Source organism: Pseudomonas sp. R37(2017) (assembly GCF_002113375.1).
Classification (GTDB): domain Bacteria; phylum Pseudomonadota; class Gammaproteobacteria; order Pseudomonadales; family Pseudomonadaceae; genus Aquipseudomonas.
The window spans coordinates 294165-314268 of sequence record NZ_NEHO01000006.1 but is presented as its reverse complement, the minus strand read 5'-3'; the positions used below and the strand labels follow the sequence as shown (position 1 = coordinate 314268).

20 protein-coding genes are annotated in these 20104 nt (G+C 56.5%); 10 read left to right on the top strand and 10 right to left on the bottom strand.

Going from position 1 to position 20104, the window contains the following annotated elements; translation table 11 throughout:
- Positions 1-417 (bottom strand): Orn/Lys/Arg decarboxylase N-terminal domain-containing protein (locus tag CAG47_RS13325; protein ID WP_305881840.1); only part of this gene is annotated, 417 nt, incomplete at its 3' end.
- Positions 418-739: 322 nt separating this feature from the next.
- Here CAG47_RS13325 and CAG47_RS13320 point away from each other — a divergent pair.
- The 4 genes from CAG47_RS13320 (at position 740) to CAG47_RS13305 (ending at position 6395) form a co-directional block, all read left to right on the top strand.
- Complete coding sequence (locus CAG47_RS13320; protein ID WP_085725318.1) at positions 740-2248, top strand: PLP-dependent aminotransferase family protein; 1509 nt, start codon at positions 740-742, stop codon at positions 2246-2248.
- 112 nt (positions 2249-2360) lie between these two features.
- Positions 2361-3431 carry a sugar phosphate isomerase/epimerase gene (locus CAG47_RS13315; RefSeq protein ID WP_085725317.1) on the top strand — a complete coding sequence of 357 codons (1071 nt, stop codon included), beginning with the start codon at positions 2361-2363 and terminating at the stop codon, positions 3429-3431.
- 51 nt (positions 3432-3482) lie between these two features.
- The gene (locus CAG47_RS13310; protein ID WP_085725316.1) at positions 3483-4748 is read left to right on the top strand and encodes an MFS transporter; all 1266 of its coding nucleotides are present in this window, start codon (positions 3483-3485) and stop codon (positions 4746-4748) included.
- A 159-nt stretch (positions 4749-4907) separates the two neighbouring features.
- Complete coding sequence (locus tag CAG47_RS13305) at positions 4908-6395, top strand: sensor histidine kinase (RefSeq protein ID WP_085725315.1); 1488 nt, start codon at positions 4908-4910, stop codon at positions 6393-6395.
- Here the strand turns inward: CAG47_RS13305 and CAG47_RS13300 are convergent.
- Complete coding sequence (locus CAG47_RS13300) at positions 6392-7093, bottom strand: response regulator transcription factor (RefSeq protein WP_085725314.1); 702 nt, start codon at positions 7091-7093, stop codon at positions 6392-6394. The genes CAG47_RS13305 and CAG47_RS13300 overlap by 4 nt on opposite strands.
- 348 nt (positions 7094-7441) lie before the next feature.
- Here CAG47_RS13300 and CAG47_RS13295 point away from each other — a divergent pair, with 348 nt between their 5' ends.
- Entirely contained in the window at positions 7442-7867 is a 426-nt protein-coding gene (locus tag CAG47_RS13295) for an N-acetyltransferase (RefSeq protein WP_085725313.1), read from the top strand.
- Positions 7868-7888: 21 nt separating this feature from the next.
- On the opposite strand, the gene CAG47_RS13290 is transcribed toward CAG47_RS13295, so the two are convergent.
- From CAG47_RS13290 to CAG47_RS13260, 6 genes are all read right to left on the bottom strand, one after another.
- Positions 7889-9505 carry a multiheme c-type cytochrome gene (locus tag CAG47_RS13290; protein ID WP_085725312.1) on the bottom strand — a complete coding sequence of 539 codons (1617 nt, stop codon included), beginning with the start codon at positions 9503-9505 and terminating at the stop codon, positions 7889-7891.
- Between the two features lie 546 nt (positions 9506-10051).
- Complete coding sequence (locus CAG47_RS13280) at positions 10052-10510, bottom strand: MarR family winged helix-turn-helix transcriptional regulator (protein ID WP_085725310.1); 459 nt, start codon at positions 10508-10510, stop codon at positions 10052-10054.
- A gap of 127 nt (positions 10511-10637) precedes the next feature.
- Positions 10638-11090, bottom strand: a complete 453-nt coding sequence (locus CAG47_RS13275) for an Ohr family peroxiredoxin (protein ID WP_085725309.1) — start codon at positions 11088-11090, stop codon at positions 10638-10640.
- A gap of 509 nt (positions 11091-11599) precedes the next feature.
- Positions 11600-12214, bottom strand: coding sequence for a hypothetical protein (locus CAG47_RS13270; RefSeq protein WP_085725308.1), 615 nt, complete (start codon positions 12212-12214; stop codon positions 11600-11602).
- Positions 12215-12802: 588 nt separating this feature from the next.
- Positions 12803-13498 (bottom strand): tRNA (adenine(22)-N(1))-methyltransferase TrmK, encoded by a 696-nt coding sequence (locus CAG47_RS13265; protein ID WP_305881839.1) that lies wholly within the window; start codon positions 13496-13498, stop codon positions 12803-12805.
- Between the two features lie 111 nt (positions 13499-13609).
- Entirely contained in the window at positions 13610-14566 is a 957-nt protein-coding gene (locus CAG47_RS13260) for a threonine dehydratase (RefSeq protein WP_085725306.1), read from the bottom strand.
- A gap of 96 nt (positions 14567-14662) precedes the next feature.
- On the opposite strand from CAG47_RS13260, the gene CAG47_RS13255 reads away from it, so the two are divergent.
- From CAG47_RS13255 to CAG47_RS13235, 5 genes are all read left to right on the top strand, one after another.
- On the top strand, positions 14663-15484 hold the full coding sequence (locus CAG47_RS13255) for a helix-turn-helix transcriptional regulator (protein WP_085725305.1): 822 nt from the start codon (positions 14663-14665) through the stop codon (positions 15482-15484).
- A gap of 326 nt (positions 15485-15810) precedes the next feature.
- Positions 15811-16620, top strand: a complete 810-nt coding sequence (locus CAG47_RS13250; RefSeq protein ID WP_085725304.1) for a glycosyltransferase — start codon at positions 15811-15813, stop codon at positions 16618-16620.
- Between the two features lie 76 nt (positions 16621-16696).
- Positions 16697-17500: a 2OG-Fe(II) oxygenase gene (locus CAG47_RS13245; protein WP_085725303.1), complete on the top strand. Its 804-nt coding sequence runs from the start codon at positions 16697-16699 to the stop codon at positions 17498-17500.
- Positions 17501-18024: 524 nt separating this feature from the next.
- The gene (locus CAG47_RS13240) at positions 18025-18315 is read left to right on the top strand and encodes a hypothetical protein (RefSeq protein WP_085725302.1); all 291 of its coding nucleotides are present in this window, start codon (positions 18025-18027) and stop codon (positions 18313-18315) included.
- A 151-nt stretch (positions 18316-18466) separates the two neighbouring features.
- Positions 18467-19027 (top strand): NAD/FAD-utilizing enzyme apparently involved in cell division, encoded by a 561-nt coding sequence (locus CAG47_RS13235; RefSeq protein WP_085725301.1) that lies wholly within the window; start codon positions 18467-18469, stop codon positions 19025-19027.
- 32 nt (positions 19028-19059) lie between these two features.
- Here the strand turns inward: CAG47_RS13235 and CAG47_RS13230 are convergent, their stop codons facing one another.
- Positions 19060-19377, bottom strand: coding sequence for a cytochrome C oxidase subunit IV family protein (locus tag CAG47_RS13230; RefSeq protein ID WP_085725300.1), 318 nt, complete (start codon positions 19375-19377; stop codon positions 19060-19062).
- A gap of 13 nt (positions 19378-19390) precedes the next feature.
- Positions 19391-20104, bottom strand: coding sequence for a heme-copper oxidase subunit III family protein (locus tag CAG47_RS13225; RefSeq protein ID WP_085725299.1), 714 nt, complete (start codon positions 20102-20104; stop codon positions 19391-19393).

Genomic DNA, 20104 nt, shown 5'->3' with positions numbered 1-20104 from the left:
GTGACCGGGGCAGGCGAAGGTCGCGTTGGCGGATTCGGTGTAGTGCTTGAGCGAGTCGAAGAACGGCGGCAGCAGGCTGTCTTCGTAGGCTTTGGCGGCTGTTTCCAGTTGGTTGCCGTAGTACTGGGCATTATTGCTGGACACATCAAAGACACCATTGACCTGCAAAATCACATCCTGCAGTTGTTTGTAGACCTCCAGGGAGCGATTGCTGTGGACCTTCCTGGCCACCAGAAAGATAGGGATGTCGAAACCGGTACGCTTGATGGCGTCCAGTGACCCTGCTGCCAAGTCTTCTATCGAGAGCACGGCAACCGCGACATCGGTAAAGTCAGTCTGGTCGAGCCGGACAATTTCACGGGGATTGCTGAAGCAATCTCGAACCGCATCGCTGGCTGCAATTTTCAAGGCGTTCATAACCACAATCCCTCGATTTGTATGACGTTGAAGTTCTTGGGACGATCATCTTCAGTGCCATCATGTCCCGGGGGTGGGGAGGCAGGAGCGACTGCCCCTATTGGGTATAGTTCATTTTTATTATTTGTTACTTCTTGCCGGATATATTTCATTGACCCACTTTTCTGTGGACCGAATGAAAAAGCAGCTGGACCTTGCAGGCCTGCGTACAAATTCCGGGTTGTTCAAAAGATGACTTATCCAGCCCTGCTCGATACCCTTTCTCCTCCGGTGCCTGACAGCGATTCAGGCCAATTCACACGCCATCCAGACGAACGAAATAATGAAATCCTCCACCGGTTTGCTGTTGTCAGGTATCGAGCTGGACCGTGCCAGTTCAATCCCCTTGTACCGCCAACTCTACTTGCAGATTCGCAAACAGATTCTCAGCGGCAGGATTCAGGGCGGGGTACGACTGCCTTCCACCCGGACCTTGAGCAAAGAACTGCAGCTGTCTCGAATCAGCATTCTCAATGCGTTCGATCAGTTGATTGCCGAAGGTTTTCTGACGTCGCGCACCGGGGCCGGGACTTATGTCGGCGATGAATGGGAGAGCCGCGGCATCGATGACGAAGAAAGCCAGCGCCAGCCTCCCCGCCTGTCCAATCTGAGCCAGTCCATGCTGTCGTTGCGCAGCGATCATTTTCGTGGCGTTTCCTATGCGGACTGGGCAACCGGAAGCCCGACTTCTTTCCTGCCCAGCCACAGCGCTTATGACGCATTTCCGCAATCGGTCTGGAAGCGGCTGATGAACCGCCACCTGCACAAGCCGACCAAGGCCATGCTCGGTTATGGCGAACTGCAAGGTTTGCTGGCCCTGCGCGAGGCGATTGCCGAGTATGTGTTCGATGCCCGGGGCATCGATTGCACTGCCGAACAGGTGGTCATCGTTTCCGGCGCCCAGCAAGCCTTCAACCTGCTGGGCATGCTGTTGCTCAATCCGCAGGACAGTTTCTGGATGGAAGATCCGGGGCATATCGCGGCGCGCATTGCGCTCCAGGCCCAGGGTGGTCTGGTCGTGCCGCTGCGTATCGACGATCAGGGGATCGATGTCCGGCAAGGCCTGTCGCTGTGTCCTGACGCCCGTCTGGTGTTTACCACACCTTCGCGTCAGCATCCGTTGGGCATCACCATGAGTTATGCGCGGCGCCAGGAACTCATCGATTGGGCCGCCCACAATCAAAGCTGGATCATCGAAGACGACTGCGACAGCGAGTTTCGCTACAACGGCCGCCCCCTGCCGGCACTCTATGCCATGGACCAATGGGCCCGAGTCATCTATGCCGGGACGTTCAGCAAAGTACTGTTCCCCTCGCTGCGGCTGGGTTACGTGATACTGCCCAACGCCTTGATCGAACCCTTCTGTACCCTGCGCGCGGTCATGGACCGCAGCCCGCCCACACTGCTGCAGGCGGTCACGGCAGACTTCATGCGCGAAGGCCACTTTATCGGTCATATTCGTCGAATGCGTGCGCTGTACCAGGCACGCCAGCAAGCGCTGGTCGAACAACTGCAGCAACGCTTGGGCTCGTTCTTCAGGATCACGCCGGTGGAAGCCGGTATGCACCTGATCGCCTGGTTGCCCGCGCATCTTGATGACGACACCCTGGCCAGGGAGCTCGGCCAGCAGGGCATTCATACCTATCCGTTGAGTGACTATTGTCTCGAACATGTCCTGCCGCCGGCGCTGCTGATCGGTTTTGCCAGTACCCCCGAGGACCAGGCCCAGGCGCGAGTCGAAGCGCTGGCCCAGGCCTTGAGCTCAATGGGCTATCTGCAACAGGCCACTTGACGCGAGGCAAGTGGTCTTAAGATTTAACCGATAATGGATCTATCGAGAGTTCCTGACTGGCGCGATAAAGACTGCGCCGGTAGACCCGGCGTCTGAACCAGGAACGACTCGAATGAACAATAAGATCCAGGAACGATTCAACGCCTTGCTCAGCCACAAGGCTGCCGAGGCCGAAACGCCCCCCCTGCTGACCGAGGCACTGGCTCGCCAGTTGCTCGACCGACTGGCGCAACTGCGCCTGTTTGCCCATGCCTATCCCTTGCTGACCAACCTGACCCATGGCCGCGTGACACCCGCCGACCTGCTGGACTTCGCCTGGCGCCACGAGTTGCAGGGGCTGAGCCTGCACTTGCTCGACGGGGAAGAAAACAGCCTGAGTCAAATGGCGCCTGCGCAACTTCAGGCGTTTGCAGACAAGGCCAGGGCACTCGGGCTGGATGTGCATCTGGAAATCAGCAGCACCTTGAAAAAAGATGTCGATCAGGTGATCGCCATTGCCAAGGCGCTGGGCACCCGCAATATCCGTGTCTACTCACGCTACGAAGGGGCGCTGTCCCGGGTCATGGACGTGATCGAGTCAGACCTGCACTACCTCGCGCAGCAGGCAGACGAGCACGACCTGTACTTCGACTTCGAGCAGCATGAGGAACTCAAGAGCGGCGAGATCGCGCAACTGCTGAACCGCCTGAACCACCCTCGCCTGCACGCCCTCTTCGACTTCGGCAACATGATCAATGCCTGCGAGCAGCCCCTTGCGGCGCTGCGCAACCTGGCGCCGCACATACGCCAGACCCACCTCAAGGGTGTACGCATCGTCCCCGAGCAAAACGGCTTCGGGCATTACGGCGTGCTGCAAGGCAGCGACGAAGACGACCTGCCCAACGCTCGCCTGTTGTTCGAACTGCTGATGCTCGGTGAATCGACCCCGCAAGTGATCGCCTTCATTCTCGAGCAGGAAAACCACTACGTTGCCCCGGCGTTCCGCCAGCTCGACGAAGCCGCCGACCCGTTCATTGCCTACCGGGAGATGAGTGAAACAGCACTGCCGGAAGGCTTCTCGCTGGACCAGATGCTCGCCGGTGAACACCGTTGGGCCAACAACCAGGTCGCCTATGTACGAAGCCTGTTGGCGGAGTTTCGAACCCTGGCCGAGCTGACCCTGGCCCATTGCACTGACGCCTGAACCTGACGTGCCTTGCGGCACTGCCTACCCAATCAAGCCTGGAGAACAATAATGACATCCCACGACAAGGCCAAATGGCTCAGATTCCTGATTCTCATCCTCGGTGGCGGCACCATCTACAAGCTGGCGAATCTCAAGGACGCCTTCTATATCCCCATGCAGGAATTCATGGGGCTGACCCACACCGAAATCGGCGTGCTGCTGAGCGCCAACGCCATCATCGCCACCGCGTTGTTCGTGGTGGGCGGCGTGCTCGCCGATCGGTACGACACCCGCAAGCTGATTCCCCTGGGCCTGATCGGTACCGGCAGTCTCGGGCTCTACCTGGCGACCTTTCCGCCGTTCAGCAGTCTGCTGATCGTGTTCTCCCTGCTGGCCGTGTGTGCGGACTGCATCTTCTGGCCTTCGCTGCTCAAAGCCATCCGCAATCTGGGCGACGACAAGGAGCAGGGACGCCTGTTTGGCCTTCTCGAAGGCGGGCGTGGCGTCATCGATACCCTGGTGGCCTTCTCTGCACTGGGCGTCTTCGTTGCCATGGGCTCCGGTGAAAACGGCCTGAAGTCGGCGATCCTCTTCTACTCGGTCATCGACATTCTTGCCGGCACGCTGACCTGGCTGCTGCTCAAGGGCGGCAATACCCAGTCGACCGTCAAGCCGAAGAACGGTATGTCGAACCTGCTCGAGGCCATCAAGGTGCCGGGTATCTGGCTGGTCAGCCTCAACGTGTTCATGGTCTACATCGTGTACTGCGGCCTGACCTATTTCATTCCTTACCTCAAGGAAATGTACGGACTGCCCGTGGCCCTGGTGGGTGCCTACGGCATCATCAACCAGTACTTCCTCAAGATTCTCGGCGGCCCCGCTGGCGGCTTCATTGCCGACAAGCAATTCAAGAGCGCCAGTCGCTATCTGAAATGGGCATTCCTGGCCTTGTTACCGTTGATGGGCGTGATCATGCTCATCCCGAAAAGCCCGGGTTTCATCTACGCGGGCATGGCGGCCACCCTGTCCTTCGCGCTGATTGTCTTTTCCATGCGCGGCGTGTTCTGGGCTCCCATGGGTGAAGTCGGCATTCCCCAGCACATCACCGGTTCGGCCTTTGGCATCGGTTGCCTGATCGGCTATGCACCCGGCATGTTCGCCTATGTGATCTACGGCGCGATCCTTGACCATTTCCCGGGCCAACAAGGCTACAACTATGTGTTCTCGTTGATGAGTCTGTTGGCCATTGTCGGGTTCATGGTGTCCAGCCTGCTGTATCAAGCGGTCCGCAAGAATGCCACGGTCACTGGCAAGGTCAGCGCCGCGCAAGCCTGAACCCAGACCTTGAACAGGCGGTGTGCAGTCGACCAGCGCAACTGTCGAATCGCTACACCCTGAACTACTGTCAGTCATGGGCGTGGCGCCAATCTTCGGATTGGCGCCACGCCGCAGGGTTTGCAACCGACCTGTCACGATGATCAGGGAGCCTGGCCGATGGCAAAAGATGCAAAGGTCGAATCACCGAACCAGACTTTTACCGCGCAGGGCACTGAGGCGCTGGAGGAGCCAGCCCCTGTTTCCGATGGGCCTGGCAATGGAGTCTGGCGCACCCGTATGAGCATAAGGGCACGCAAGCTGAGCAACTCGACCCAGTTTGTCATTGCCGCTGCGGTGATCCTCGGGCTGACCATGTTCTTCGTCGGCAATCTGGTCAGCGCACGCATAGAAAGTGCCGCGATACATAGCGCAGCAGAAGCAGGCGCCCAGTACATGGATACGTTTCTGGAGCCCTTTGTGCAGGAGTTGAGCCGGGACAACGCGCTCTCGGCTGCAAGTGTCCAGTCCCTGGACCACCTCACGGAAAGTCGTTCGCTGAAACAGCACATTGTCTCGATCAAGATCTGGCGAGCAGATGGCACGGTGATCTACAGCACGAACAAAGACATCACCAACTTTCAGTTCCCATTGGATGAGATCAGTGAGGCACTCAAGGGCAAGGTGGTCACCGACTTTCAAGAACTGGACGAGGATGAGAACACATTCGAGCGCAACCTGAACGTGCCGCTCTATGAGATCTACGCGCCCCTGCGGGATTCACGCAGCGGGAAAATCATCGCGGTGGGCGAGTTCTATGAAAAGGCCGATAGCCTCAAGCGCGAGATCAATCGGGTCCGAGAGGAAGTATGGGCGGTCGTCGGCGCCGCGACGCTGGCCATGCTGACGCTGCTGTTTTTCATCGTGCGGCGCGGGGACAAGATTATCCAGCAACAGCAGGTGGCACTGCGTTTGCGGCTGATAGAGCAAACCCGTCTGCACGCCAGCAATACCGAACTCCAGCACAAGATGGCGACGGCTACCCAGGAGTTTTCCCATGTCAACGAACTCACCTTGAGGCGCATTGGCGCAGACCTGCACGATGGGCCGGCGCAGCTGTTGACCCTGATTCTGATCCGTCTCGACGACCTGGCCGAGAACTGCTCCGCGGTCGATCAGGAGTCGCTGGAAACCATTCGCGGCGCCGCCACCGATGCATTGCGTGAGGTCCGCGATTTGTCACGAGGCCTGGCACTGCCGGAAATCAACGAGTTGAGCCTGGCAGATGAGTTGCAACTGGTGGCGCAACGGCACGAGCAACGCACGGGCACCAAGGTCAAATTGACGCTGGGGGCGCTACCGAAAGCCGCGCCACTGCCGCTCAAAATCTGTCTGTACCGTTTTGTCCAGGAAGCCCTCAACAACGCTTACCGTCATGCCAACGGCGAGGGTCAGGTCATCCAGGCGAAATACATCGATGGCGTATTGAACATCAGCGTCGGGGACAGTGGTCCTGGCATGGCGGCGGACGCCATGCTGCTGGAGAAATCCGGCAGGACCCGATTGGGTCTCGCCGGTTTGCGTTATCGCGTTGAATCGCTGGGCGGGTTGTTCAACATCGACTCCTGCGCCTCCGGTACGTCGGTAAAGGCACAGTTCAAGCTCTAGTCAGGCGCCGTTCCGGCATCCATGGGTGGTTTTGTCGCGCCGAGGTGAAGTCGCCCGTAAGTTTCGCGCTCCCGGTAATGCCGTAGCGCCGAGATCGCTTCGACACGATTGCGGGCATTCAGTTTCTGCATCACGCAGCCCATGTGGTGCTTGACGGTTTTTTCGCTGATCGACAGCTTTGTCGCCACCTCCCTGTTGGTCAGCCCCTTTGAAACTTCGAGAATGACCTCCTCCTCCCGATGGGTCAGATCACACTTGTGGGTTTCCCCTTCGTGCTGCTTGAAGTTGCCCAGCAGTTTGTTGGCAAACTCGGGAGTGATATAGGTCTCACCCTTGGCAACCGACCTGATCGCCAGGACCAGGTCCGGTCCGCTGACACCTTTGAGCACATACCCGCGCGCGCCGGCCTCCAGTGCCAGGAAGGCATCGTCTTCGGACTCTGAAACCGTCAGCATCAACACCTTCACATCCGACAATTGAGTGGAAATGAACCGCACCGCGGCGAAAACATCCCCCGGCATATTCACGTCCATCAACATCACATCCGGATGCGCCCTCTGGGCAATATCCCTGGCTTCGTCCGCATTGGCGCCCTGCTCCACGACCTGAAGATCCGCCCGTTTCCTCAAGGTATTGGCAACGCCCTCACGCAACATCGGATGATCGTCGACAATGCCGATACGAATGACTGGACTCATGACGCGCTCCCCAAAAAAAACAAGCACTCGAACATCCTTGATTAATAGCAGGGAATCGGCGGTGGCGCCGGCCATCAGTCGTATGTCCCCGGAGCCAGGCGTCCGGATATCAGACTTAAGTCGGAGCGAATTCGAGCGTCAACAAGCATTCGCTTTCACAACTACCAGCAACCCATTGTTTTAAAACACCGTTGAACACTTCAGTAAACACGCAGCTCATAAAACCCGGATCTGTGCCGCATCCGACCAACAGTCGCCCGCCTGCGCGGTGCCGGCCGGAACCTTCCATGGCGTGAGAGCAATAAGATACCCTGAGGAAACCGCCATACACCGCTCAGGGAGAGCACCATGCCTGTAAAAATTCAACTTTCGCAAAACGCCACTGAAGCAGAACGGCTGAGCATCCTGGCCCCGTTGCTGGCCCATAACCAGGCCAAAGGCGGGGACGACGCCCATGAAACATTTGCTCTGTTGCTACGAGACCCCGCCAGCAACGAAGTCATCGGCGGACTGTACGGCAAAATCTCCTATCGATGGCTGCTCATCGATCTTGTCAGCGTTCCCGAATCAATGCGCGGCCAAGGCATCGGAGAACGCTTGATGCACATGGCCGAAGAGACCGCGCGGGAAAAGCACTGCCTGGGTATCTGGCTGGAGACTTTCAGCTTTCAGGCCCCCGGCTTCTATCGAAAGCTTGGCTACTCCGAATTTGGACGCCTGGATGATTATCCTCCGGGACATAGCCGGCACTACTTCCTCAAGTCATTGCGCTGATCCCGACGTGGAGACGCAGCGCTAAAAATGCCGCGTATCCGGCCCGGCGGCCGACAGGCTGGTCGCCAGGGGTATGCTCTGCGTGACGTTGGCCATCCGGGTGATTTCCACCTTCAAATGATCCTTGCCGAGCAGGTAGTCGGCCAGCTTCTGGGAAAACGGCCAGTAGTTCAGATCGGCGGTCAGGGTCAGCGGCCCGACGGCATCGGCCGGCACCAGGAAGGAGAATTCCCCGATGTCGTAGCCCTTGGGCAGGATGCGGTTGTCCGAAAGAATCTGCGTGGCATTCCAGACCTCGACGTCCAATGGATTGCCGTCCTTGTCGCCGATGTGCACTTTGAAATTTCGCGTGTTGTCCTCGGTCTTGCCGTCCTTGATCGAACCCAGTCGGTAGAGCTCGCGACCAGTGGCATCGAGCACCCGGAAATCGATCCACATCTCCCGTCCTTCCGGAAAGCCGGTCGGCAACTTGTGCCCGGCGCCGACATTGGTCACCTTGACCGCTACCGAGGTGTATTCCCCGGGAATGATCGTCGCCGGCAATTGCTGGAAGGTGATTTCCCCGGCGCGCCCGAGCATCTCGCGCGCCCGTTGCGACCCCTCTTCCTGACCGAGATGCTTGAGCATCATCGCGTTGGCGCCGCTGAACCAGTGCGAGGCAACCTCTTCGCGATCCGGCCCCATGATCGCGGCCTTCCCCTTGAAACCCGGCATGTGGCAGCTCTGGCAGGTGACATCATTAAGGCTGTAGGTGCTTTCCTGCCATTCGTCATAGGTGCGCTCGACCGCCACGCTGCTGAAGGGATGCGTGACGTTGTGGCAGGTGCCGCAAAAATCCGAACGCGTGTGCAGAGCCGAATACACGGTGTCGTGATAAGGCGAAACGGCATCTTTGCGTGGGCCGAACTTGGTCGGTTTACCGTGGGCTCGAGGGCTCATGACATAGGCGCCGTTATCAAGGCCGGTGCGGGCACTGATGTTGTGGCAGGACTCGCAATCGACTCCGGGCATTGGATGATTCTTCGCGCTGTCTTCGATCGAGGAGCGGTTGACCTCCGAAGTGATCTGCCCGGTCGTGAGACCTATCGGGGTATGGCAGCCAGTGCAGAAGTTGTCGACCTTGCCCTCGGTGCCCGCACTCGCACGCTTGAGCAAGGCCCTGTAGATGGGTTCATCCCAGGCCTGGGACATCATTGACGAGCGCCACTGCCTGTAGATCTCCGTATGACAAGCACCACATACCTGGGCATTGTCGAAGTCCTTCACATTCAAGACCAGGTTACCGGTGGTATTGGCCCGGTGCGGAAAGAACGGCATCCCGCCATTTATGTGCATGAGCCTGGAGCGTGCCGGCTCCAGCCACTTCTCATTATTCTGATTGTCATTGCCGGGAGGATCGTCGGCCGCCACCAACGAGACCATCAGCAGGCACACCAGAAAGCAGAAAAGACGGCGAACGAAAGGTTTGATCAGCAGCAGAATGGGTAAGAACAATGCCGCCAGGGAAATATTCAAGTCGACAATGGCCAGTTTCAGGCCTGCCGGGACATTGAAAAAGGCCATGTAAAAGCTGGTGCACGTCGTCCATGTAATGATCAAGGCCGAAAACAGGCGCAGCGCTGACTTGGAATGGCTCATTGGCATTTCCCCTGGTCGGTGGCAGAGGATGACTGCAGCACTTCTATTGAGTAGCCAGGGTATTTCGTGATGCCAACCGATGGTTATGCGCAATCACTCAATGTAGGTACTTACAGATCCACAGTTTCCCGACTCTGCACCTTCGTGCTCGGGATGAGCTCACTCAGCAATTACCCTGCCATTGATGCAGGAGCACCTGTCATCCGACCTGAACGCTCCCGAAAACATTGCTCGGAACTTGTAGTGCTTGAGCTGCTGCACGCGCGAACTCGGCTGGGGAATCGCGCCCATTAGTGGGGGAGTTCACTCCAGAATCGGGGGCGTGGCTTCAGACCGAAGGCCGGGTATCAAAATTCACCTGCTGGTGTTGATTGAACCCTGTAGGAGCGAGCATGCTCGCGATGGACGTCAACGATGACGTGGGTTGTCTGAATGCCCGCGTTGTCCTGGCGTTTCTCGCGAGCATGCTCGCGATGAACCCGAGAACAACGCGGGGTGTCAGGCCGCCAGCGTTATCGTTGGCGACCATCGCGAGCATGCTCGCTCCTACATCCTGTCTTTCGTCGTCCGGATGAGATTGCCGCGTAACTTCACAATGGCCTTCTGCATTTGCACGAATTCGTCGGGGTCAAGACCGGTTTGCGGGAAGCCGTCTTCACGCAGGCTTTGACGCAGTTTGCGCCCCTCTTTGGTGAGATTGATCCGCACCTGGCGCTCGTCTTCCGGGTCACGCTGGCGCAGCAAATAACCCATCGCTTCAAGCTTCTTCAGGATCGGCGTGAGGGTATTGGATTCCAGGAACAGCTTTTCGCCGAGGCTGCCGACAGTCTGGTTGTCTTCCTCCCACAGCGCCACCAGGGTGATGTATTGCGTGTAGGTCAGGCCGAGCCGTTCGAGCATCGGCTTGTAGGCTTTGCCGAAGGCCAGGTTGGTGGAATAGACCGCAAAACACAGGAAGTCGGAGAGTTTGAGATCCAGGGCGGATGTCTTGTCGGTGTTTTTCATGGACGTTCTCTTGGTTCAGTCTGGCGAGACTGAAACTATACGTCGTACGCGATGATATCGGAACTGCGCATAAACACCGTCGGCCGGTTCACCCGGTAAATCCCCGGTGAACCGGCCGTGCAGTGGGTCATGCGGTCAGGACGTTGATGGCGACATCGATGTTGCCGCGCGTGGCCTTGGAGTACGGGCAGATTGCATCGGCGTTGTGGGCCAGTTCAGTCGCCACGCCATGGTCCAGTCCCGGCACGCGCAATGTCAGTCGCGCCTGGAGGAAGTAAGCCGCGCCGGTCTGGCCCAGATCGACTTCAATATCGACCGCCGTGTCGGTCGGCAGTGTCACTTTCATCTGCTGGGCGACCAGCCCCACCGCTGCGATGTAGCAGGCCGACCACGCGCCGGCGAACAGTTGCTCGGCTTTCGGGTGCGGCTGCACGGCAGTGAGCACGTGTGCGGGTGTATCGCTGCCCGGGGACGACAGCACGATGTCGAGGTTGCCGTTATGCCCACGCGACGTGTTGCCCGCGCTGTTGTGAGTGGTGTGGGTCTTGCCGGTTGCCAGTACTTTTTCGATCTTGCTCATGGGGGATTCCTCTGGTTATGAATTCGTACGATTTAATCGCATACGATATTGTTGATACTTAAAAGACGACGTTGATCAATGGGTGTGTGCAATGATCCAGTTGTTGCCGTTATGGCCATGGGAGGCTTGAGCGGTAGAGACAAACATTCTGCGGCGGCTTCCGGTGTTCATGGCGGTGTCTCCAAACGGCAAGGGTTGATGTTGTTGTAGTCGCATTCGATTTGATCGCATGCGATGGTTGAATACTCAATCAAGGCTCCAATGATGTCAAAGCTTATTTCATGCCTTGGCGATGAGCGGTAGGTTCAGGCCGAGCTCGCTACCCTCCCCGCGCCGGATGGAAGACTGGCTTCTACTATCAGGTGTCGACGGACCAGTGCAGTCAATCGAGCCGGGGTTCTTGTACGCCGGGTATTCATACGGACACAAAAAACCCCCTCGCCAGGAGGGGGTTTGATGTTTGCAAGGTTGAAACGGTTTTAGCCGTCTTCTCCTGGATGCTCGTCAGCTCACCGCGCAGGAATTCCAGCGAACAGCCAGGTCTCTTGAGCGGGCTGCTCCTCATTGCGTTTACGGGCCCACTGGGTCAGCGCGACCATCATCGCAAAGCCGAGCACGATCAACACCGGATAGGCCATCAGCAACTCGGTCAGCGAGTATTTCCAGGCCAGTGGGCGACCGACACCGAGCATGGCGGCATACAGCCAGGACACACCCGACAGTGCGCCAGAGAACAAGGCAAACATGCGCACATTGATATGGAGATCAAGCAACGACCCGGCCTTGAGCATTGCCGGCAATACATAGCGGTGCAACAACATGCCGTTGAATGTCAGCAGCAACACAATAATGACTTTGGCCTGAAGTTTCGGATTGGCAAAATAAGTCATTCCTTTATCAAGATAATCAATCCCGATAATTGCAGCTCCGGTTATCCACAAGAATAACAATGCATTGGCAACAGACTTCTGAAGACTTGCCATATGTTCGTGATCGTGCCCCGACGACACACGCCCCTTCAATAGATCCTTGACCATCGCGACATCGCTGGCAAACACCAGGCCAATGGCTACGCAACAGGCCAACAGGTGAACGTAAACAACGCCCAAACGCAAAAATTCCATGGATTCTTTCTGGCCGAGCAGGCCGACAATTGTATTTATATCCACGACTACATCTCCACTTATTGCGGCAGAGTAAATAGATCATGCCCCAGGAACGTGAAAAAGTTAATCACGCCTGCACGATCAAGTTCACATTGGTTAAAGCAACTGGAATAGTTGGGTATTACAAGAGAGAGCGACTCGCCCCGCGAGTCAGTGATGACGACATACTATCACTCCAGGTCTCAGGTAAAAAAAACCCCATGCGCATTGCATTCAATGCAGATGGGGTATCCGTCCATTTTACTAGGGAGTGCAAAGCGGCATCTCACAGGATCCGCTTGCTGGTACATCAGAGCCGAGCTTATCGGGATCGTTCACTTTTTGAGCTTGAACCGCGACAGACGGTATTGTTTCCAGCACTCGAAAGTCCCGGTTTCATTGGCTGAAACCATCGTCGCCAAGCGGCTGAATCGTTTCCGGTCTGATGTCGAAAAAAATAATCGAATTCACGCTGAACTCACACTGCCTGACCCTGCGAATAGTGAACATTGCCTTCTGAAATTTGAGTCGCGTGAACGAAGACGCGTAAAAGATCCCGGGACGGGCTCAAGCCAGCAACTGGGTGATCCACCGGGCCTGGCGCGCGATGTCCCGCACCTTTTCCTCCGGCACGGCCTGTTGCGCCCGGGCAAATTGGCTCAGGGTCTTCTGCTTCTGGCGCAGCTTGCGCTGCCACTTGAGCAGGAACGCAGGACTGCGTGCCTGCAGCTGCAACGGGCCGAAGTACAGTTCCTGGGCGGTGTAGATCACCGGCCCGGCGCGCTCGGCGACGATGATTTCGTAATCGAAACGATTTTCCCGCAGCACTTCCTCGCAGAGGATGCGGTAGCCATTTTCCATCAGCCATAGACGCAATGGCTGCTCGCCGCCGTTGGGTTGCAGGATCAAGCGCTCCCGGCCGCTCAGGTACGCCTTGCCGCTATCGAGAATGTCGCGGATGGTTTCGCCGCCCATCCCGCAGAGGCTGACTGCCGTGATCCCGTCACCCGGTTCGATTGCCGCCAGGCCATCGGCCAGGCGCACGGTGATCCGCGAATCCAGGCCGTTTTCGCGCACGGTGCGGTTGGCCGCGTGATACGGCGTCAACGCCACCTCACCGGCCACTGCCCCTGCGATGGCGCCACGGCGCATCAACGCCACCGGCAAGTAGCCGTGATCCGAGCCGATATCGGCCAGCCGCGCGCCGGCTGGCACATGTGCCGCCACGCGTTCCAGGCGCATGGACAATGTCTGTTCGTTCAACTGCGGCCCCTTTTCACCACGAGCGTCCGGCACCTTTGGCCGGATCGGGGCGCGATTGTGTAGGGCTACGCCGTGCATTTCAAATTTATGCGACCACAGCTATAGCCCCCTTCACGAAATCACTCGCGCATACACCGGTCTGTCGACGTTGCCGCCGGACAGAATCACACCCACCCTTCTGCCCGACATGGCGTCACGCTCCGAAATCAGCGCTGCCAGCGCCGCCGCACCGGCTCCTTCGACAAGATTATGGGTATCGGTGTAATACACGCGCATGGCTTCGGCGATCTGCTCATCGCTGACGGCTACGATCCGCGCCGCACCTGCTGCGTAGACGGCAAAGGCTTCGGCGATGGGCTTGCGTACGGCCAGGCCGTCGGCAAAAGTGTTGGCCGAGGCGGTTTCACAGATTGCACCCGAGTCAAATGACAACTGTGCAGCCGCCGCCTCCGTGGAAACCACGCCAACCACCTCCGTTTCCAGGCCCAGCGCATCGCGGGCGGCGATGACCCCGCAGATCCCCGATCCACAGCCTATCGGTACGTACACCGTATCCAGGTCAGGGACGGCGCTGAATAACTCCAATGCATAGGTGGCGACGCCTTTTACCAGCTCGGTGTGAAACGGCGGCACCAAGAACAGGTCATGCTCCCGAGCAAGGCGTGCGGCCTCTTCCCGGGCATCGTCGAAATCGCGGCCGTACTCGACCACTTCAGCGCCAAAGCCGCGCATGGCGTTGTTCTTTTCCAGCGAGTTACCTTCCGGCACTACGATCAAGGCCCGCAACCCCAGTGCGCCCGCCGCCAGCGCCAGGCTCTGGCCATGGTTGCCGCGGGTAGCGCTGACGATGCCCTTCACATCCGGATGCTCGCGCTTGAGCCAGTGCATGAACGTGATACCGCCGCGCACTTTGAAAGCACCGGTAGGCGTGTGATTTTCGTGCTTGACCCAAACCGTGCAACCCAACCGTCGAGCCAATAAAGGCCAAGGGTACTGGGCGGTGGCAGGCATGACCTGGTAAACGTGGCGTGCAGCCTGTTCGATGTCGTCGCGAGTCAGTGTGTGCATGAGTCAGCTCCCTGGGGTTTTGCCCAGTCTGCACACGGGCGCAGTCCGCAGGCTTTCAAAAAACCGACCTGACTTTCATGCCCCTTCTTCACTACTATGGCGCTCATGAGCCATCGAAACCGACTGCATTCACCACTTCTGTCCGAACCGGTCCGCCGAATCGAGGCCGGCCCCTGGGCGATCGAATTGCTTCCTGGCTGCGCCTATGCGACCCGATATGTAGCGAATCAGGCGGGAATCGGCTTTGCCTTCGACAGCCAGCGAGGCCTGCACGCGATCGGCAGCGACCGGATACAACCCTTCGATGCCATGCCCAACGGCCTGGCGTTCATCCCGGTCGGGTGTGACGTGTTGTCCGAATCACCCAAGGGCGGTGAATACCTGCGGGTGATGCGCAATGACGGTATTGCGTTGGAGGGGGACCGCGCTTTCAACAATCGCATCGATCAGCAAGCCACTGCTCTCGCATGGCGAATGCGCGCCGCACTATTGCAGGCTTCAGTGCGGGACGATTGGGAGGCCTGGGCACTGGCATTGGCCGAACGGGTGACGGGGAGCGAAGCGGATCCGACAGCACCCCAAGGCGCGATAACCGGCAACCGGATGCGCCTGCTCGATGAGTTCATTGATGCCGGCCTCGACGGTCCGTTGAGTGTACCGGCGATGGCAGGCCTGCTTGGATTGTCCGAAGGCTACTTCATGCGGGCCTTCAAAAACGCCACCGGCAAAAGCCCACATGCCTATCTGATCGACCGACGCCTGGCCAGGGCCAGAGCCCTGATGCGCGACTCGACAGCCACGCTGACTGAAATCGCCTACGCCTGCGGCTTCAACTCCCAGGCGCACATGACGACCACCTTCAAACAACGCCTTGGAGTGAGTCCGGCGCAGTTGCGTCAGTGTTCAAGGTTCAGTTGACGCCGGGTTGTTTCGATGACACGCAGAAGTCGACCAGCAGCAGACCCTGCCAGCGTCTACAACCGAGGCTGTATTCACTGACAGGCCTGCTGCCATAACGAATCAGGTCATGGTTGTTTACCTGTATAGCAGATCCTTATAGGATGCGATCCTTTTCAACTGCTCTCCTTCAGGTCTGGGTGAACCACGGCTATTATTCATGACAATGCGGCCTGACAATCCGAGCTCTATAGCCGCGCAGGATTTTTCGCGGAGAACAAGCGAAAAGCCGGATACAGGTTCAATTACCGCTAAAAACAATTAAAGCACCATTGAGCAAACAAACAATGACCAATCCCGATACGACGGCTGAAAACTGCAAATCCTTCAGCATAGTCATAGTGAATTACAAAACACCCGAAATCACCAAGATATGCCTGGACTTACTGCACCAACACTTAGGCAACGACAACACTCCAATATGGGTAGTTGACAACAACTCCGCCGATGAAAGCACTGAATACTTACGAACCCTTGACTGGATCAATTTAATCGAGCGCTCTGCTCCTGGACCAGAAGCTGGCCACATCGCACATGGCAAGGCACTGGATCTGGTTTTGCAACGAGTTGAAACTGATTATTTATTCCTGATGCACACAGATACATTTGTTTTCGACAAAAACGTTTTCCCAATGATGTTGAACAAGTGCTTGAAAAACCCGAAAACCGTGGCCGTGGGCTGTGTCGAGCAAATCAATCGTGGTACTGCAAGAACGCTTTGGCGCTTTAGCTCACGACTGTTCAAGCATCATTACAGACATCTGAAAATCACCATGGGATTACGCTCAAGAGAACCAAAACCGTACAGGGAAGTCTACTTGAAAAGCTTCTGCACATTATGGAACTGCAAACTTATCAAGCAACATGACATGCATTTTTCCATGGATGATCGCGTACCAGGATATACTCTCCAGGACCGCATGACCGAGCTTGGCTATACCGTGGAAATGTTATCGCCGCGTAAAATCTTCAGCTATCTTGATCACATTCAAGCCGGCACTGTGGCAGCGGCTGGCGGTTATGACAAGTCTCATAGACGAACCAAAATGTACAACAACATCCTCAAGCGCCTGAACAAGGATGACAGAAAAAGCTAAGCGACGAGCAGACGCAACCTGCTCATGGCTATTTCATGTCCCCTGCAAGTCTTTATATCAAGTTATTGGAGCGATAATGGCACCCATCACTCAAGCACTACCTATCACCTTGTCCCCGGAGCTTGATTTCAACCAAAGCGCTGCCAGCGCCCTTGGCGACTCATTGACCAGCCACTATGTTCAGGCTACGCCATTTCCACATATAGTCATCGACAATTTCTTGCATGAAGAGCTGATTTCGAGTATCTGTTCGCACTTCCCAAGCGAGCCGACCAACAATGAAATGCTCTATGAGCGCGGCTACAAAGGTCAACTGAAACGTCAAATCAGCCCCAACGAATGCACCCCCTTTTTGAAGAGTGTCTTCAACGCCTTTAACTCGGCACCGATGTTGCAGTTTCTTGAAAAACTAACAGGCATTCAAGGTTTGATACCCGACCCCTACTTTACAGGTGGCGGCCTGCATGAAACGAAAAGCGGTGGTTTCCTGGGCGTGCACTCGGACTTCAGGCTGAACAAAAAGCTGAATGTCGAGCGCAGACTGAATGTCATCATTTATCTGAATGAAGACTGGCAAGAAGAATACGGCGGCAACCTGGAGCTTTGGGATGTCGGCATGAAGACTTGTCTCAAGAAAGTCCTGCCCATTTACAATCGCTGCGTCATTTTCAACACAGACAAAGACAGCAATCATGGGCACCCAGAACCTTTGACGACTCCAGAGCACATCACCCGCAGGTCAATAGCGCTTTACTACTATACCGCCGCAACCATGGCGATCGACCCCACACAAAGAAACAAAACCCACTACAAACCAAGGCCAAAAGATCGTTTGAGCCTGAAATACTACATCAATAAATTAATCAAGAAGAAAAACTGACCGGCCTCGCCTGACGATCGATTTACTGCATTTTCAGCGTCAGGTTGCAAAGCCGGATATACCCCGCACTCGGTTATAGCCATGACATAGGGTTTCATCTCTTCAACTTTCTCTATGTCGTGGTACTACCGGCTAGCTTCTTTTTTGTTCATATCAGTGACGACTCCGTGGCACAAGGGCAAATTGTGAAGTCGCCTGAAGCGAGGTGATCACGTTTTCACGAGCCTGCGCAAGCATTCCCCTGCAATGCGTACAGGTAATTGACCCAGCATAGCCACTAATTTGCCATCCTGATTGGCGACAGCAGCCATGGCCGTTTTATGCCTTCCGACTGACCATCCTGGGTGGTTTGCAGCCCTTCCCCACACGCAGCAACCAGCCAGAAGTAGCCGGTGGTCGCGGCATTTCGATAGTCCCCGGCGTTTGGCTAAGCTTATTGAATCAAGGGGAACTGAAACCAGGGTGATTGCAGCCTTCAAGGGATCTGCTTTGGCATCAAGACGCAACGCCCAAAGGAGACGACCATGTATGCAGTGATAAGAACCTACCTGGGTACCGGAGCCAGGCAGCTATTCGAGCTTATGGAAGAGCGCAAAGGCGACATCGACGCTACCTTGCGGACAGTACCCGGGCTCGTCAGCTACACGCTGTTGAATACGGGTGATGGTGGTACTTCGATCACTGTTTGCACGGACAAGGCCGGCAGTGATGCGAGCTTGAAAGTTGCGCGTGAGTGGGTTCAGAAGAACACCTCGCATATCCATGCGAACCCGCCGATCGTAACGGAAGGTCCGGTCATTGTGCAGATCAACTAGCGACCGATCAGCAGGGTGGCGAGTGCTATACTTTTTTTCATGTTGCATGAAGTGTGCAATGTTCCCCACGGCACAGACACCGACTGCAACTTCAAGTTGACGGCTGCCGGACAGAGGAGGTCTACAGCAAACCCAAGTCCGGAGGTGTGGCATGAATCGGCACTATTACATCAGTGACAATCTCAACGATCTTGAATCCGTTGAATATGAACTCGAAGCCAGTGGCATCAATTCCGAACAAATTCATGTGCTCAGTGAAAAAGTTGCCGATGTCGAAGAACATCACCTCCACGAGGTCAACTCGTTAATGGAACAGGATGCCGTTCACTCCGGTGAGATCGGTGCGGTGATCGGTTTGCCACTCGCGGCACTGGTTCTGGTTGGCGCCTGGTGGATGGGCTGGACCGAATCCGCCGCAGGCTGGATGCCCTTTGTCTTCCTTTCCATTGTCATTCTGGGCTTCTGCATCTGGGAAGGCGGCTTTTTTGGCTTTCAGGTGACAAATACCCACTTCCGCAATTTCAAGCAGGTGGTAACCGAGGGCAAGCACATCTTCTTCGTCGATGTCGAGCCGAACCAGGAATCGCTTCTGGATCAGGTAATCAGCCAACATCCAAAGCTCAAGATTGCCGGCACTGGAGCGGCAGCCCCCCATTGGACTGTGGCCTGGCAGCACAAATGGCATCAGTTCAAGCGAGTGATATCGGGTTAGCGCCCGGACACTGAAGGCTATTCGAAAAGGGCTTACTGGCCAAAGAAAACGACCCGGCTGAGGAAGACATAGTCTGCCTCGGTGGCCATCAGCCCGACGAGCACCAGCAAACACAAAGGTGGCACCAATATCGCGTAGACCATGGCCAATCTCTCCCAGGCCATGTGCATGAAGATGGAGACAATCAAACCCGCCTTCAACAGCATGAACGTGATGATCAGGAACCATCGCAGGTAACCATGGAAGTGGAAATAGTCGACAAGGTACGACAGCGTGCTGAGGACGAATAGCAGCCCCCAGATCTTGAGGTACAAACTGATTGGATGTTGCTGCCCCTGAACATGTGCCATCGCCTGTGCTCCTCTACCATAAATAGAAGAAAGCAAAAATAAACACCCACACCAAATCCACGAAGTGCCAGTAAAGCCCGGCTATCTCGACATTCTGATAGTTGCCGGAACGCTCATAATCTCCGCGCAAAACCTTCAGCGCCACAATGCTGAGGTAGATGGCGCCGATTGACACATGCAGCCCGTGAAAACCGGTAATCATGAAGAAGCTGGCACCGAATTGCGCCGCCCCCATGGGGTTTCCCCAAGGCCGCACCCCTTCAGCGATGAGCTTGCTCCATTCAAAAGCCTGCATGCTGACGAACGTCACGCCCAAGGCTGCGGTCGCCAGCATCAGGGCCGTGGTTTTCGCGCGATCACGGCGATAGGCGTAGTTGACGGCCATGGCCATGGTGCCGCTGCTACTGATCAGCACAAAGGTCATGATGGCGATCAGAATCAGCGGGATTTCCCTTCCTCCGATGGTCAATGCGAACACTTCGCTCGGGTTCGGCCAAGCCGTAGTGATAGTCATGCGAACCGACATGTAGCCGGTTAAAAAACAGCTGAATATAAACGTATCGCTGAGCAGGAAGATCCACATCATCGCCTTGCCCCAAGGCACCTGCTTGAAGGCCTCTCGGTCCGAGGACCAGTCGCTGGCGATGCCCTGCCATCCGGGTGCTGGTGGCGAGCCCTGCAAATTGGATGAGTTGGTTTCAACCGGGGATTGCGGATGCGATGCCAT

Coding starts and splice junctions, on each gene's coding strand:
- CAG47_RS13295 (WP_085725313.1), top strand. CDS start 7,442: ATGCCTGTAAAAATTCAACTTTCGCAAAACGCCACTGAAGCAGAACGG.
- CAG47_RS13310 (WP_085725316.1), top strand. CDS start 3,483: ATGACATCCCACGACAAGGCCAAATGGCTCAGATTCCTGATTCTCATC.
- CAG47_RS13225 (WP_085725299.1), bottom strand. CDS start 20,104: ATGGCATCGCATCCGCAATCCCCGGTTGAAACCAACTCATCCAATTTG.
- CAG47_RS13315 (WP_085725317.1), top strand. CDS start 2,361: ATGAACAATAAGATCCAGGAACGATTCAACGCCTTGCTCAGCCACAAG.
- CAG47_RS13230 (WP_085725300.1), bottom strand. CDS start 19,377: ATGGCACATGTTCAGGGGCAGCAACATCCAATCAGTTTGTACCTCAAG.
- CAG47_RS13255 (WP_085725305.1), top strand. CDS start 14,663: ATGGCGCTCATGAGCCATCGAAACCGACTGCATTCACCACTTCTGTCC.
- CAG47_RS13235 (WP_085725301.1), top strand. CDS start 18,467: ATGAATCGGCACTATTACATCAGTGACAATCTCAACGATCTTGAATCC.
- CAG47_RS13320 (WP_085725318.1), top strand. CDS start 740: ATGAAATCCTCCACCGGTTTGCTGTTGTCAGGTATCGAGCTGGACCGT.
- CAG47_RS13250 (WP_085725304.1), top strand. CDS start 15,811: ATGACCAATCCCGATACGACGGCTGAAAACTGCAAATCCTTCAGCATA.
- CAG47_RS13260 (WP_085725306.1), bottom strand. CDS start 14,566: ATGCACACACTGACTCGCGACGACATCGAACAGGCTGCACGCCACGTT.
- CAG47_RS13245 (WP_085725303.1), top strand. CDS start 16,697: ATGGCACCCATCACTCAAGCACTACCTATCACCTTGTCCCCGGAGCTT.
- CAG47_RS13240 (WP_085725302.1), top strand. CDS start 18,025: ATGTATGCAGTGATAAGAACCTACCTGGGTACCGGAGCCAGGCAGCTA.
- CAG47_RS13290 (WP_085725312.1), bottom strand. CDS start 9,505: ATGAGCCATTCCAAGTCAGCGCTGCGCCTGTTTTCGGCCTTGATCATT.
- CAG47_RS13270 (WP_085725308.1), bottom strand. CDS start 12,214: ATGGAATTTTTGCGTTTGGGCGTTGTTTACGTTCACCTGTTGGCCTGT.
- CAG47_RS13275 (WP_085725309.1), bottom strand. CDS start 11,090: ATGAGCAAGATCGAAAAAGTACTGGCAACCGGCAAGACCCACACCACT.
- CAG47_RS13300 (WP_085725314.1), bottom strand. CDS start 7,093: ATGAGTCCAGTCATTCGTATCGGCATTGTCGACGATCATCCGATGTTG.
- CAG47_RS13280 (WP_085725310.1), bottom strand. CDS start 10,510: ATGAAAAACACCGACAAGACATCCGCCCTGGATCTCAAACTCTCCGAC.
- CAG47_RS13305 (WP_085725315.1), top strand. CDS start 4,908: ATGGCAAAAGATGCAAAGGTCGAATCACCGAACCAGACTTTTACCGCG.